9 protein-coding genes are annotated in these 13,772 nt (G+C 72.2%); 6 read left to right on the forward strand and 3 right to left on the reverse strand.

Annotation, left to right across the window (positions count from 1 at the left end):
• Nucleotides 1-12 precede the first annotated feature (12 nt).
• Entirely contained in the window at nucleotides 13-1,860 is a 1,848-nt protein-coding gene (locus MFF06_RS14870; RefSeq protein ID WP_238205207.1) for a sensor histidine kinase, read from the forward strand.
• On the forward strand, nucleotides 1,857-3,197 hold the full coding sequence (locus MFF06_RS14875; RefSeq protein ID WP_238205209.1) for a sigma-54-dependent transcriptional regulator: 1,341 nt from the start codon (nucleotides 1,857-1,859) through the stop codon (nucleotides 3,195-3,197). Before MFF06_RS14870 ends, MFF06_RS14875 begins: the two co-directional genes overlap by 4 nt.
• Before the next feature lie 131 nt (nucleotides 3,198-3,328).
• On the opposite strand, the gene mdoH is transcribed toward MFF06_RS14875, so the two are convergent.
• Nucleotides 3,329-5,494, reverse strand: a complete 2,166-nt coding sequence (gene mdoH / locus MFF06_RS14880; protein ID WP_238205211.1) for a glucans biosynthesis glucosyltransferase MdoH — start codon at nucleotides 5,492-5,494, stop codon at nucleotides 3,329-3,331.
• A complete protein-coding gene (locus tag MFF06_RS14885) occupies nucleotides 5,494-7,038 on the reverse strand; it encodes an OpgD/OpgG family glucan biosynthesis protein (protein WP_238205213.1) in 1,545 nt (514 codons plus the stop codon). Before MFF06_RS14885 ends, mdoH begins: the two co-directional genes overlap by 1 nt.
• Nucleotides 7,039-7,300: 262 nt before the next feature.
• On the opposite strand from MFF06_RS14885, the gene katG reads away from it, so the two are divergent.
• The 4 genes from katG to MFF06_RS14905 all read left to right on the forward strand — a co-directional run bounded on the left by katG (nucleotide 7,301) and on the right by MFF06_RS14905 (nucleotide 11,338).
• Nucleotides 7,301-9,619: a catalase/peroxidase HPI gene (gene katG, locus MFF06_RS14890; protein ID WP_238205223.1), complete on the forward strand. Its 2,319-nt coding sequence runs from the start codon at nucleotides 7,301-7,303 to the stop codon at nucleotides 9,617-9,619.
• 123 nt (nucleotides 9,620-9,742) lie between these two features.
• Complete coding sequence (locus MFF06_RS14895) at nucleotides 9,743-10,684, forward strand: hydroxyacid dehydrogenase (RefSeq protein WP_238205226.1); 942 nt, start codon at nucleotides 9,743-9,745, stop codon at nucleotides 10,682-10,684.
• Nucleotides 10,685-10,759: 75 nt separating this feature from the next.
• The gene (locus MFF06_RS14900) at nucleotides 10,760-11,041 is read left to right on the forward strand and encodes a type II toxin-antitoxin system RelE/ParE family toxin (protein ID WP_238205243.1); all 282 of its coding nucleotides are present in this window, start codon (nucleotides 10,760-10,762) and stop codon (nucleotides 11,039-11,041) included.
• Between the two features lie 12 nt (nucleotides 11,042-11,053).
• A complete protein-coding gene (locus MFF06_RS14905) occupies nucleotides 11,054-11,338 on the forward strand; it encodes a HigA family addiction module antitoxin (protein WP_238205253.1) in 285 nt (94 codons plus the stop codon).
• Nucleotides 11,339-11,416: 78 nt separating this feature from the next.
• Here the strand turns inward: MFF06_RS14905 and MFF06_RS14910 are convergent, their stop codons facing one another.
• Entirely contained in the window at nucleotides 11,417-13,771 is a 2,355-nt protein-coding gene (locus MFF06_RS14910; protein WP_238205254.1) for a Tex family protein, read from the reverse strand.
• Nucleotide 13,772: the final 1 nt, after the last annotated feature.

A 13,772-nucleotide genomic window follows, 5' to 3' on the forward strand; every position in this document is an offset into this window, starting at 1 on the left:
GGGGCGCGGGCCGTGAGCGCATCCCTGCGCGGTCCCGGACGCTGGCGCCCCGGCCGCCCCGCCGTCGTCGTCGCGGCCCTGGCGCTGACCCTCCTCGCGGCGTGGCTCGCCGGGCGGGCGGCCGAACGCTCGGCCCTCGCCGACCTTGACCGGCAGGCCCGCGCGACGCTGCTCATCCAGTCCGGCGCGCTCCGGGCCGAGATGCAGCGCCAGAGCGCCCTGCCCCTGGCGCTGGCCTCCGATCCCGAGATCGCCGCCGTGGTGCGGCCCGGCGCCGAGCCGGGCCTCGCCGACCGGGTCAGCGCCCGGCTGGCCGAGATCGCGGAGGCGACGGGCGCGGCGGTGATCTACGTCATCGGCCGGGACGGCGTGACCGTGGCGGCGAGCAATGCCGGCGGCGAGGGCAGCTTCGTCGGGCGCAACTACGGCTTCCGCCCGTATTTCCGGGACGCCACGGCGACGGGCTCCGGCGCGCAATTCGCCCTCGGCACGGTGAGCGGCCGCCCCGGCTTCTACCTCTCCCGCCGGATCGGCGACGGGGCCGGGGTCGTCGTCGTGAAGATCGAGTTCGACGGTGTGGAGGCGGCGTGGCGGACGGCCCACGAATCCGTCTTCGTCACCGACGCCCGGGGGATCGTGCTGGTGGCGAGCGATCCGGCGTGGCGCTTCCGCACCCTCACGCCCCTCGACGCCGCGACCCAGGCGCAGGCCCGGGCCTCCCTCGATTTCGGCGACGCGCCCCTGTCCGGGATGCCGCTGTTCCCCGCCGCGGACGGGCTGGTGCGGGTCGGCCGGGGCGCCGAGCCGGCGCGGCCGGCGATGCTGCGCGACGCCCCCGTCGGCGAGGCGGACTGGCGGATCTACAGCCTCACGCCGATCACCGGCGCCGTGGCACGGGAGCGCGACCAGGCGCGGCTGATCGCGGTGCTGGCCATGGGGCTCGCCGGATCCGGCCTCGCCGTCTGGGTGAGCCGCCGGGCCCGCACCCGGCAGAGGCTGGCCGAGGCGACGGCCCGACGCGCGGAGCTGGAGGCGCGGGTGGCGGAGCGCACCCAAGAGCTGAGCGCGGCCAACGACCGGCTGCACGAGGAGATCGCCGAGCGCGGCCGCTCGGAGGCCGAGCGGGAACGTCTGGGGCGGGAGCTGGCCCAGGCCGGGCGGCTCGCGGCGTTGGGCCAGTTCGCCGCCAGCATTGCCCACGAGATCAACCAGCCGCTGGCCGCGATCCGCACCTACGCCGACAACACGGCCAAGCTGATCGACCGGGGCCGGACGCAGGACGCGGCGGAGAACGCCGCCGCCATCGGGCGCCTGACCGACCGGATCGGCGCCCTCACCCGCCAGCTCAAGGGCTTCGCCCGCCGGGCCTCGGGGCGCCGGGAGCCGGTGCCGGTGGAGGCGCTCCTGCGCGGGGCCCTGGAGGTCGCCGCGTCGCGGGCCGAGGCGGAGGGCACGCCCCTCGCCGTCGAGGCGGCCCCCGGCCTCGCGGTGATCGGCGACGGGCCGCGCCTGGAGCAGGTGCTCGTCAACCTCGTGCAGAACGCCCTCGACGCCGTGGCCGGACGGCAGACCCGCCGGGTCGGCGTGGCCGTGACGGCCGAGGCGGCGCGAGTCGTGATCGAGGTCCGCGACAACGGGCCGGGCATTCCCGAGGCGGCGCGCGGGCAGATCTTCGAGCCGTTCTTCACCACGAAGGCGGACGGCCTCGGCCTCGGCCTCGCCATCAGCCGTGGCATCATCGAGGAGTGCGGCGGCACGCTCGGCGTGCGAGACGCGGAGGGGGGCGGCACGGTGTTCCGCGTGGACTTGGTGCGCGCGGCGCTCGAAGAGGCCCACCCAGGGGAGGAGGCAGGCGCATGAGCGGGGACGCGGCCGAGCGCGTCGTCTTCATCGACGACGAGGAGGATGTGCGCCGGGCCAACCGGCAGAGCCTGGAGCTCGAGGGCCTCAGGGTCGAGACCTTCGGCGACGCCGAGTCGGCCCTGGCCGCCATCCTGGCGGAGGCGCCGGGTGTGGTCGTGAGCGACGTGCGCCTGCCGGGGGCCGACGGGCGGACCCTGCTGGAGCGCCTGCACCGGGCCGATCCCGACCTGCCGGTGATCCTCATCACCGGCCACGGGGACATCTCCATGGCGGTGGCGGCACTGCGCGGCGGCGCCGTCGACTTCCTGGCCAAGCCCTATCCGGCCGATGCCCTCGTCGCCTCGGTGCGCCGGGCGCTGGAGCGGCGGCGCCTCGTGGTGGAGAACCGGCGCCTCCGGGCCCGCCTCGATGCCGCCCTCGACGAGGACCCCGCCTTCCTCGGGCTCTCGCCGGAGATCGTGAAGCTCCGGCGCCTCGTCCGCGACGTGGCGGCGGCGGACGTCGACGTGATGGTGCTGGGCGAGACCGGCTCGGGCAAGGAGGTGGTGGCGAGCGCCCTGCACCGCTGGAGCCGCCGGGCCGAGCGCCACTTCGTCGCCATGAATTGCGGCGCCCTGCCCGACAGCGTGGTGGAGAGCGAACTCTTCGGCCATGAGGCCGGGGCCTTCACCGGCGCCCTGAAGCGGCGGATCGGGCGGATCGAGCACGCGCAAGGGGGCACCCTGTTCCTCGACGAGATCGAGAGCATGCCCCTGCCGCTCCAGGTGAAGCTGCTGCGGGTGCTGCAGGAGCGGGCGGTGGAGCCGCTCGGGACCAACGAGGTCCGCCCCGTGGACATGCGCGTGGTGGCGGCCACCAAGGTCGATCTGGGCCAGGCGGCGGCCCAGGGCACCTTCCGCGACGACCTCTACCACCGCCTCAACGTGATCACGATCGCGATCCCGCCCCTGCGGGACCGGCGGGAGGACGTGATGCTGCTGTTCCAGCACTTCCTCGCCCGCGCCGCCGCGAAGTTCGGCCGCGAGCCGCCCGCCATGACGCGGGCCGTGCGGGACCATCTCCAGCGCCACGACTGGCCGGGCAACGTCCGCGAACTCGGCCATTTCGCCGAACGCTGCGCCCTGGGCTTCGCCCCCGAGGACAAGGCGACCGACGGCGGCCCCGCCCGGACCCTCGCCGAGCACGTGGAGCGGTTCGAGCGGGATCTCATCCGGGAGGAGCTGATCATCGCCGGCGGCGACGTGCGGCTGGCGGCGGAGGCCCTCGGGACGCCGCGCAAGACGCTCTACGACAAGATCGCCCGGTACGGGCTGACGCCGACGGACTATCGGTAGGGTCGCGGCCCTCACCGCGCCCCTGCCGTCATTGCGAGCGCAGCGAAGCAATCCAGGGGGCGGAGGGCCGCTGCCCGATCTTGGCGCGTCCCTGGATTGCTTCGCTGCCGCTCGCAATGACGATGAGGGTGTCAGGCCGCCATCGCCACCGCCCGCTCCACGCCCTCCCGCGAGCCCAGCACCGCCGCCTTCTCCGCCCGCGTCAGGGAGGCCCAGGCGGGCTCCAGGGTGTCGGCGTCGGCGAGTTTGGCGAGGCCGACCACGAGGGCGGTGTCGAGCGGTCCCTCGCCCCGCTGGCGCGGCGGCGGCAGGGCATCGAGATGGTGCGCCCGCAGTGCGTCATCCCGCAGGAGGCGGGACAGGGCCTCCTCCTCAGGCTGGCGGACGAGATCCCGGTAGAGCTCCCCGGCCCGGACGAGGGAGGGGGGCGGCGCGGCCTCCTCCACGGTGCGCAGCAGGCCGAGACGCCGCAAAGCCCGGCCCGCGCTGCGGCTCGACGTGAGCAGGACCAGCGGAACGGCCAGGCCGAGGCCGATCAGCACCGGGGTCATCCAGAGGAACAGCGGCGTCGAGACCGCGTAGGCCGCCCCGGCCAGGAGCAGCCCGAACACCGTGTATTGCCAGTAGCCCGCCACGACGGTGCGCAGGGGAACCCGGCCGTCGTCCCGGCGCTGGGCGTTCCAGCCGGAATCCCGGCCGAGCAGCACGCCCGCCACCGCCGAGGTCTGGATCAGCATGGCGATGGGGGCGATCAGGCCGCCGACGAGCGTCTCGATCAGCATCCCGAGGAAGGCACGCAGGCCGCCGCCGCTCGCCCGCCGGGCCGCCGGATCGAACAGCAGGGCGATGTAGGCCATCAGCTTCGGCGCCAGCAGCACCGCCATGGTCGCCCCGAAGAGTTGGCCGGCCAGCACCGGATCGACCTTCGGCCAGTTCGGGAACAGGGACCGCTCGTCGCCGAAATATTCCGGCCGGACGAAGCGCGCCTGGAGCGAGATCAGCACGCCCGCCAGCAGGAAGACCAGCCAGAGGGGCGAGGTGACGTAGCTGCCGATCCCCATCATGAGGTGAAGGCGGCTGACCCAGTGCAGCCCCTTGGTCGGCAGGATGGCGGCGTGCTGGAGGTTGCCCTGGCACCAGCGCCGGTCCCGGACGGCGACGTCGGTCAGGGAGGGCGGCCCCTCCTCGAAGCTGCCCCCGAGGTCCGGCACCATCCGCACGGCCCAGCCGCCCCGGCGGATCAGCGCCGCCTCCACGAAATCGTGGCTCAGGACGTGGCCGCCGAAGGGGGTTCGGCCGGGCAGGAGGGGCAGCCCCGCCTGCTCGGCGAAGGCGCGGGTGCGGATGATGGCGTTGTGGCCCCAGTAATTGCCCTCCGTGCCGTGCCAGAGGGCGATGCCGTGGGCGATGAGCGGGCCGTAGACCCGCCCGGCGAATTGCTGCATCCGCGCGAAGAGCGTGGTGCCGTTGACGATGACCGGCAGGGTCTGGATCAGCCCGGTGCCGGGCTCCGCCTCCATCATCGCGGACAGGCGCACGATGGTGTCGCCCTCCATCACGCTGTCCGCGTCGAGGATGAGCATCAGCGGGTAGGCGCCGCCGAAGCGGCGCACCCAGTCGGCGATGTTGCCCGCCTTGCGCTCGGTGTTCTTCGCGCGCCGCCGGTAGAAGATCCGCCCGTGCCCGCCGGTCCGCTCCCTGAGGGCGAGGAAGGCCGCCTCCTCCGCGAGCCACACGTCGGGGTCGGTGGTGTCGCTGAGGAGGAAGATGTCGAAATGGTCGAGCCGCCCCGTGGCGGCGAGGGATTCGGAGATGGCCTGGAGCCCCGCTGTGACCCGGGCCGGATGCTCGTTGTAGCAGGGCATGAGCAGCGCGGTGCGGCCGGTCAGCGTCGGCAGCGGGCCCGTGCCGGCGGGCTGGCGCCGACGCCGGCCGAGCATGTCGACGAGGCCGGCCAGCGCGCTGGTGAAGGCCAGTGCGATCCAGGCGAACAGGACCACGAACAGCACGAGGACGATCCAGCCCAGCGTGCTCTCCCCCGACCCGTTCAGGACGAGGAACATCTGCCGCCCGCCGATGGCCGTCATCAGCGCGGCGCCGCCGATGACGAGGATCCGCGTCAACACGAGGGAGCGGGGCGCCACGGGGGCGCCCTCCACCCGCGGCGGCCCCTCCCGCAGGGACTGGACCGGCATCGCCAGCGGCGAGGGCGGCGGAAGGGCCGGGGCGAGGGCGGAGGCCGGGACAGGCGCACCGGCGGGCGCGTCGGCGTGAGCCTTGGCCTGGGTGGCTTCCATCACGCGGTCCAGCGGTAGAGCCACGTCTCCGAGACCGGCCCCGCCTCGCCGAGGAGGATGGCGCGCAGCTCGACGAGCTTCTCGTTGCCGTGGATCAGGTGGAAGCTGATGCGCCAGCCGCCCGTCTCGGGGTTCGGGATCGCCGACAGGTTGGTGACCTTACCCTTGCTGGCGGAGACCTCGGGGCGCAGCTTCGCGTCCTCGCCCTTGCCCTTCACGCCCTCGCCCGCCACGTCGATGACGAAGAGGTGGCTCCCCTCCTCCGGCCCGGCGCCGATCAGGGTGGTGGTGATCCGGGCGAGCTGCGTCGGCCAGGGCGTGTCCCAGGCCCAGTGCATCCTGTAGGTGAAGGTGTACTCGCCGTTGGCGGACAGCTTGTCCTTCGGCCGCCAGAAGGCGACGATGTTGTCGTTGGTCTCGTTGGGCGTCGGGATCTCAACGAGGTCGACGCCCCCCTGCCCCCAATCGCCGATCGGCTCGATCCACAGGCTCGGCCGCTTCTCGTACTGCGCCTCCAGATCCTCGAAGTCCCGGTAGGCGCGGGCGCGCTGCATCAGGCCGAAGCCCTTGGGGTTGGACTGACCGAAGACGCTGAACTGCAGGTCCACGGGGTTGGCGAGCGGTCGCCACAGCTGCTCGCCTCCGCCGGTCCACATCAGCAGCGCCTCGGAATCGTGCACCGCCGGGCGCCAGTCGTCGAAGCGCCGGGCCTCCTTGGGGCCGAACTGGTACATGCTGGTCAGCGTGGCGATGCCGGGCTCGGCGATGTCGCGGCGGGGGTAGAGCACGCTCTCCACGTCGAACACCGTGGCGTCGCCCGGCCGCACGGTGAAGCGGTAGGCGCCGGTCACGCTCTCGCTGTCGAGGAGGGCGTGGATCACCAGGGTGCGGGAATCCGGTCCCGGCCGCTCCAGCCAGAAGGCGCGGAAGCGGGCGAATTCCTCGCCCTTCGGGTTGCCCGTGCCGATGGCCAGCCCGCGGGCGGACAGGCCGTAATGCTGGCCCTTGGCGACGGCGCGGAAGTAGCTCGCCCCGAGGAAGGCGCAGAGTTCGTCGCTGTCCCCGCCGTTGGCGCCGGGCGTGTGGATCCGGAAGCCGGCGAAGCCGATCGGCTCGCTCACCCGGAGCGAGGGCTCGTCGTAGGTGAACAGGTCGGGGCTGTAGGGGACCGGCGTCGCCTTGCCGTCGGCCACCTCGAAGATCTCGACGGCCGACCGGAACAGGAAGGCGCGGGGGAAGAACTGCACCTCGAAGGGCAGCTTCTGCTCGCGCCACAGCGCCCGGTCCTTCCGGAAGCGGATGCCCCGGTACTGGTCGTAGGTCACGGACTCGAGGGCCTTCGGCAGGTCCGTCGAGGGGGCCTTGTAGGGCTGCTTCGACAGGGCCTGCGCGAGGCGGCGGACGCTCGACGCCTCGAAGGGGCCGGGCGCGGGCGCCACGGCATCGTGCGGGGCGGCGGCTTCCGCCGGCGATGCGAGGGACGAGCCGAGCAGGCCGAGCAGGGTCGCGCCGGAGCCGCCGAGGAGGACAGTGCGTCGGTGCAAGGGGGTACTCTCGACAACGTGAGACGGGCTGGAGACGACAGATATAGCCACGTTGCATGAATGGTTCCGTGCGGGGGTCAAGGCCCCCCCGGCGCCGCCCCATCCGTTTCCCGTGTAACCCCTGCCCGTTTTCCGTGTGACCCTTGAACGCGGCGACCGCCGCCGTCTTCCTCGCCAGACATTCCCCCCTAGGTGAGGGCGTGGATGGAGTGCGCGGCCCGGTTCGCACGATGGTGCGCGCGTCCTTCGAACGGGGAATCACATGGACGGCTTTGCGAACGACAAGACGGACACCACGAGCTACGAGATGGCGGGCCGATGCCCCTTCGGCGGCGACCGCATCGGCGGCGCCCAGGGCAGCCGCCCGACGCTGGAGAACTGGTACCCCCACCGCCTGCGGATCGAGGTGCTCCACCAGAACGGCCTCGCGGCCGACCCGCTCGGCCCGGACTTCGACTACGCCGCCGAGTTCGCCAAGATCGACCTCGACGCGCTCAAGGCCGACATCAAGCAGTTCCTGACCTCGTCGGTCTCCTGGTGGCCGTCGGATTACGGCAATTACGGCCCGCAGATGATCCGCATGGCGTGGCACTCCGCCGGCACCTACCGCATCGCGGACGGCCGGGGCGGCGCCGGCACGGGCATGCAGCGCTTCGCGCCGATCAGCTCGTGGTGGGACAACGGCAACACCGACAAGTCGCGCCGCCTGCTCCAGCCGATCAAGCACAAGTACGGCAACGCCCTGTCCTGGGCCGACCTGATGGTGCTGACGGGCAACTGCGCCCTGGAGATCATGGGCTTCCCGACCTACGGCTTCGCGGGCGGGCGCCTCGACGCCTGGGAGGCGGACAACGCCACCTACTGGGGTCCCGAGGTCGTCGACATGGGCACCGTGTCGAGCTTCGACGACATGGTGAACCGCGACAAGCGCTGGCGCGGCAAGAACGGTGACGCCGATTACGACCTGGAGAACCCGCTCGCCGCCTCGCACCAGTCGCTGATCTACGTGAACCCGGAGGGCCCCTACGCCAACGGCGACCCGCAGGGCTCGGCCCACGACATCCGGGTGACCTTCACCCGCATGGCCATGAACGACGAGGAGACGGTGGCGCTGATCGCGGGCGGGCACGCCTTCGGCAAGAGCCACGGCATGACCCCGGCCAAGGAGATCGGCCCGCCGCCGGAGATGGCGCCGATGGAGGCGATGGGGCTCGGCTGGCACAACCCGCGCGGCACCGGCGCGGGCAAGGACACGATGACCAACGGCATCGAGGGCAGCTGGACCCCCGACCCGACCAAGTGGGACAACGCCTACCTGGAGAACCTCTTCAAGTACGAGTGGGAGCAGACGAAGAGCCCGGCCGGCGCCCTGCAATGGACGCCCAAGGACCCGAACGCGCCCAAGACCCCCGACGCCCATGTCGAGGGTCAGATGCACCCGCTGATGATGATGACCTCCGACATCGCCCTCAAGGTCGATCCGGAATACCGCAAGGTCTGCGAGAAGTTTCTCAATGACTTCGAGGCCTTCACCCAGGCCTTCTCCAAGGCGTGGTACAAGCTGACCCACCGCGACATGGGCCCGCGCCACCGCTACCTCGGCAAGGAGGCGAAGCTGGAGGACGGCCTGCTCTGGCAGGACCCGATCCCCGAGGCGAGCCACCAGCCCATCGGCGAGGCCGAGATCGCCACGCTGAAGCAGGCGATCCTGGCCAAGGGCCTGTCGGTCTCCGACCTCGCCTTCACCGCCTTCTCGGCGGCCTCGACCTTCCGCGACAGCGACAAGCGCGGCGGCGCCAACGGCGCGCGCCTCGCCCTCGCCCCGCAGAAGGACTGGACCGTCAACCGCCGGGCCGCCCCGGTGGTGGAGGCCCTGCGCGCCGTCATGACCGAGTTCAACGGCTCGGGCGGCGGCAAGTCGGTCTCGCTCGCCGACCTCATCGTGCTCGGCGGCTGCGCGGCGGTGGAGAAGGCCGCCCAGGATGCCGGCGTTCCGACGCAGGTCCCCTTCACCCCCGGCCGGGTGGACACCACCCAGGAGCTCACGGACATCGAGATGTTCGAGTGGCTGAAGCCCGTGGTGGACGGGTTCCGCAACTACGTGGACGACGGCTTCGGCGCCATGTCCCAGGGCGTGTCCCCCGAGGAGATGTTCCTCGACAAGGCCAACCTGATGACCCTGACCGCCCCGGAATGGACGGTGCTCACCGCAGGCCTGCGGGTGCTGAACGCCAACCACGACGGCTCGCACAAGGGCGTCTTCACCGACCGGGTGGGCGTGCTGACCACGGACTTCTTCAAGAACCTGACGAGTGTCGATCTCGTCTGGGAGAAGGCCGATGACCAGGGGCACGCCTTCGTGCTCAAGGACCGCGAGAGCGGCCAGACGCGGTTCGAGGCCACCCGCAGCGACCTCGTCTTCGGCGCCAACGCGCAGCTGCGCAACATCGCCGACGCCTATGCCGGCGTGGACGGCCACAAGCGCTTCGTGGCCGACTTCGCGAAGGTCTGGGACAAGGTGATGATGCTCGACCGCTTCGACGTGAAGGGCCACAAGCGCTACGCGCCGATGGCGGCGTAGGCCGGCCCGACCCGACGACAGCACCCGCCGGTTCGTCCGGCGGGCCCCTTCCCCGGCGCCCGCGGATCACGTCATGGTCCGCGGGCGCCGCCGTCTCGGCGGGCCTCCAGGAGAAGAGGGTTCATGCCGAAGGTCGTCATCAGCGAATTCATGGACGAGGCGGCCATCGCCGCCGAACTGTCCGGCTTCGACACCCTCTACGATCCGACCCTCGTGGACCGCCCGGAGGATCTCCACGCCGCCCTCGCCGGCGCCGAGGCGCTGATCGTGCGCAACCGGACGCAGGTGCGCGGCTCCCTGCTCAAGGCCGCCCCGCGCCTGACGGTGGTGGGCCGCCTCGGCGTCGGCCTGGACAACATCGACATGGCCGCCTGCCGGGCGCGCGGAATCGCGGTCCACCCGGCCACGGGGGCCAATGACGGGGCGGTGGCCGAATACGTGATCGCCGCCGCGCTGCTGCTTCTGCGCGGCGCCTACGGGGCGAGCGCCGCCGTCGCCGCCGGGCAGTGGCCGCGCAACGCGCTGATGGGCCGCGAGGTCGCCGGCAAGCGCCTCGGCCTGATCGGCTTCGGCGCCAACGCCCGGGAGACCGCCCGCCGGGCCGCCGCCCTGGGGATGCGCGTCGCCGCCTCCGACCCGTTCGTCCCCGCCGGCGATCCGGCCTGGAACCAGCCCCACGGCCCCGTGGCGCGCCTCGACCGCGAGGCGCTGATCGCGGGCAGCGACGTGCTCTCGCTGCACGTCCCCCTCACCCCCGAGACCCGCGGCCTGATCGACGCGGACGTCATCGCCCGGATGCCGCGGGGCGCGGTGCTCATCAACGCGGCGCGGGGGGGCCTCGTCAACGAGACCGCCCTCGCGGAGGCCCTCAGGACCGGCCATCTCGGCGGCGCCGCCCTCGACGTGTTCGCCAGCGAACCCCTCGACGCCAAGGCGGGCGCGATCTTCGCGGACGTGCCGAACCTGATCCTCACACCGCACATCGCCGGGGTCACGCAGGAATCCAACGTCCGCGTCTCGGCCGTCACCGCGCGGGCGGTGTGGCGGCACCTGGCGGGGATTTGAGGACCGCGCTCCCGGTCGGGGAGCCGGGATCCTTGCCCCCCTTCCGGCAATACGCTATCCGTATCACGGAAGACAATGATCCAGAGCTACGCCGATAGGACCACCGAGGCGTTCGTGCGGGACGGGACCTGTAAGGCGGGGTGGCAATCCTGCGCCAAGGTGGCCGCCCGCAAACTCGACATGCTCGATGCCGCGACGGTGCTGGACGAGTTGCGTTCACCGCCGGGCAACCGCCTCGAGGCGCTGACGGGCGACCGGGAGGGCCAATGGAGCATCCGGATCAACGACCAATGGCGCATCTGCTTCCGATGGGGCGATGCCGGACCCGAAGCCGTCGAAGTCGTGGACTATCACTGACGAGAGGAAGCCATGCCGCGCATCCGCACCCATCCGGGTGAAGTCCTCCGGGAGGAATTCCTCGTTCCCCTGGACCTCAGCGCGGCGCGCCTCGCCGCACAGATCGGCGTGCCGACCAACCGGATCACCGAGATCGTCCGCGAGCGCCGCGGGGTGTCGGCCGACACCGCCATCCGCTTGGGCAAGCGCTTCGGCACGATGCCGCAATTCTGGACCAATCTCCAGACCGGCTACGATCTCTCCAAGGCCGAGGCCGAGAACGATTACTCCCGCGTGCTCGCGGCCACCGCGGCCTAAGAGCCTCTCACGACACTCCCGCTGCGCCGCCGAGGCCAGAGGGAGAACTCCCGGTGATCGGGACTTTTGTGAGGAGCTCTAACGTTTCCCCCGTTCCGCCGCACGGCGGAGGGCGTCGGCGAGGGCACCGGACGGTTCGGGGCGCGAACTGGACGGTTCGGGGCGCGAACCGGACGGCTGGGGGCGCGGCGGGGGACGATGATCCTTCGGACGCGGCTCGGGGCGTGGCTCCGGGCGGGCGCCGGGGGTCGGGCGATCGATCGGATCGTCGAGGCGCATCGACAGGCCGATGCGCTTGCGCGGCACGTCCACCGACAGGACGAGGACGCGCACCACGTCGCCCGCCTTCACCACTTCGGAGGGTGAGGCGATGCGGCGGCGCGCCATGGCCGAGATGTGGACCAGCCCGTCTTGATGGACGCCGATATCGACGAAGGCCCCGAAGGCGGCCACGTTCGTCACCACCCCTTCGAGCTGCATCCCGGGCTTCAGATCGGACAGGGTCTCGACGCCCTCCTGGAAGGTCGCGGTGCGGAAGGCCGGGCGCGGGTCCCGGCCGGGCTTCTCCAGTTCCGCGAGGATGTCGCGCACCGTGGGCAGGCCGAAACGCGCGTCCGCGAAACGTTCGGGCGCGACGGTCTGGAGCACGGCGCCGTTGCCGATGAGGCGGCGGATGTCGCTCTTCGTCGCCTCCAGGATGCGCCGGACCACCGGATAGGCCTCCGGGTGGACGCCCGACGCGTCGAGGGGGTTCTCGCCGTCCTGGATGCGCAGGAAGCCCGCCGCCAGCTCGAAGGTCTTTGGCCCGAGGCCCGCCACCTTCTTCAGGTCGGTGCGGGTGCGGAACGGGCCGTTTGCGTCCCGGTGCGCCACGATGTTCCCGGCCAGCGACGCGCCGAGGCCCGAGACCTGCGCGAGCAGGGCGGGCGAGGCGGTGTTCACATCGACGCCGACGGCGTTCACCGCGTCCTCCACGGTGGCGTCGAGGGAGCGCGTCAGCTTCCCCTCGGCGATGTCGTGCTGGTACTGCCCGACACCGATGGACTTCGGATCGATCTTCACGAGTTCGGCCAGGGGATCCTGCAACCGCCGGGCGATCGAGACCGCGCCGCGGTGCGACACGTCGAGGTCGGGCAGTTCGCGGCTCGCGATCTCGGAGGCCGAGTAGACCGAGGCGCCGGCCTCCGACACCGTGACCTTGGCCATCTTGAGATCCGGCTCGGCGGCGAGGATCTCGGTGGCGAGCTTGTCCGTCTCGCGGGAGGCGGTGCCGTTGCCGATGGCGATCAACTCCACCTTGTGCTGGCGGCAGAGGCGGGCCAGCGTCTGGACCGCCTCCCTCCAACGCCGCTGCGGCTCGTGCGGATAGGTGGTCTCCACGGCGACGACCTTGCCGGTCCGGTCCACCACGGCGGCCTTCACGCCGTTGCGGTAGCCGGGATCGAGTCCCAGCGTCGCCCGGCCCCCGGCGGGGGCGGCGAGCAGCAGGTCCTTCAGGTTCCCGGCGAAGACCTTCACGGCCTCGTCCTCCGCCCACTCGAACAGGCGCGTGCGCAGGTCGGCCTTGATGCCGGTGCGCAGCTTGGTGCGCCACGCCGCCCGCACCGTTTCGAGGAGCCAGCGGTCGCCGGGGCGGCCCCGGTCGGCGACGCCGTGGCGATGGGCGACGGCCGTCTCGAAGGGGCCGGGCTGCCCGGCGGGCGCCTCCTCCCCCTCGGCGGCGAGGTCGAGATCGAGGATCTCCTCCTTCTCGCCCCGGAACAGGGCGAGGATCCGGTGCGAGGGCATCCGGGCGAGCCGCTCCGACCAGTCGAAATAGTCGGCGAACTTGGCGCCCGCCGCCTCCTTGCCCTTGCGGACCTTCGAGACCGCACTACCCGCCCGCCAGAACTCCTCGCGCAGGCGTCCGACGAGGTCGGCATCCTCGGCGAAGCGCTCGATCAGGATGTGCCGCGCCCCCTCCAGCGCCGCCTCGGCATCGGGCACGCCCTTGTCCACCGCGACGAAGCGGGCGGCGACCGCGGCGGGCGCCTGCGACGGGTTGGCCAGCAGCGCCTCCGCCAGGGGCCCGAGCCCGGCCTCGCGGGCGGTCTGCGCCTTCGTGCGCCGCTTGGTCTTGTAGGGACGGTAGATGTCCTCCAGCCGCGCCTTGGTTTCGGCGGCGGCGATGGCCGAGGAGAGGTCCGCGGTGAGCTTGCCCTGGGCGTCGATGGCCTCGCGCACGGTGGCGCGCCGATCCTCGAGGTCGCGCAAGTAGCCGAGGCGCTCGGCCAGGGTGCGCAGCTGCGCATCGTCGAGGGAGCCGGTCGCCTCCTTGCGGTAGCGGGCCACGAAGGGCACCGTCGCGCCCCCGTCGAGGAGCGTGACGGCGGCGGCGACCTGCGCCTCCCGCACGCCGATTTCCTTGGCGATGATGGCGTTCACGGACGTCATG

The sequence above is a fragment of the Methylobacterium aerolatum genome (assembly GCF_022179085.1).
GTDB classification, from domain to species: domain Bacteria; phylum Pseudomonadota; class Alphaproteobacteria; order Rhizobiales; family Beijerinckiaceae; genus Methylobacterium; species Methylobacterium aerolatum.

Coding starts and splice junctions, on each gene's coding strand:
- MFF06_RS14900 (WP_238205243.1), top strand. CDS start 10,760: ATGATCCAGAGCTACGCCGATAGGACCACCGAGGCGTTCGTGCGGGAC.
- MFF06_RS14895 (WP_238205226.1), top strand. CDS start 9,743: ATGCCGAAGGTCGTCATCAGCGAATTCATGGACGAGGCGGCCATCGCC.
- MFF06_RS14910 (WP_238205254.1), bottom strand. CDS start 13,771: ATGACGTCCGTGAACGCCATCATCGCCAAGGAAATCGGCGTGCGGGAG.
- MFF06_RS14875 (WP_238205209.1), top strand. CDS start 1,857: ATGAGCGGGGACGCGGCCGAGCGCGTCGTCTTCATCGACGACGAGGAG.
- katG (WP_238205223.1), top strand. CDS start 7,301: ATGGACGGCTTTGCGAACGACAAGACGGACACCACGAGCTACGAGATG.
- MFF06_RS14905 (WP_238205253.1), top strand. CDS start 11,054: ATGCCGCGCATCCGCACCCATCCGGGTGAAGTCCTCCGGGAGGAATTC.
- mdoH (WP_238205211.1), bottom strand. CDS start 5,494: ATGGAAGCCACCCAGGCCAAGGCTCACGCCGACGCGCCCGCCGGTGCG.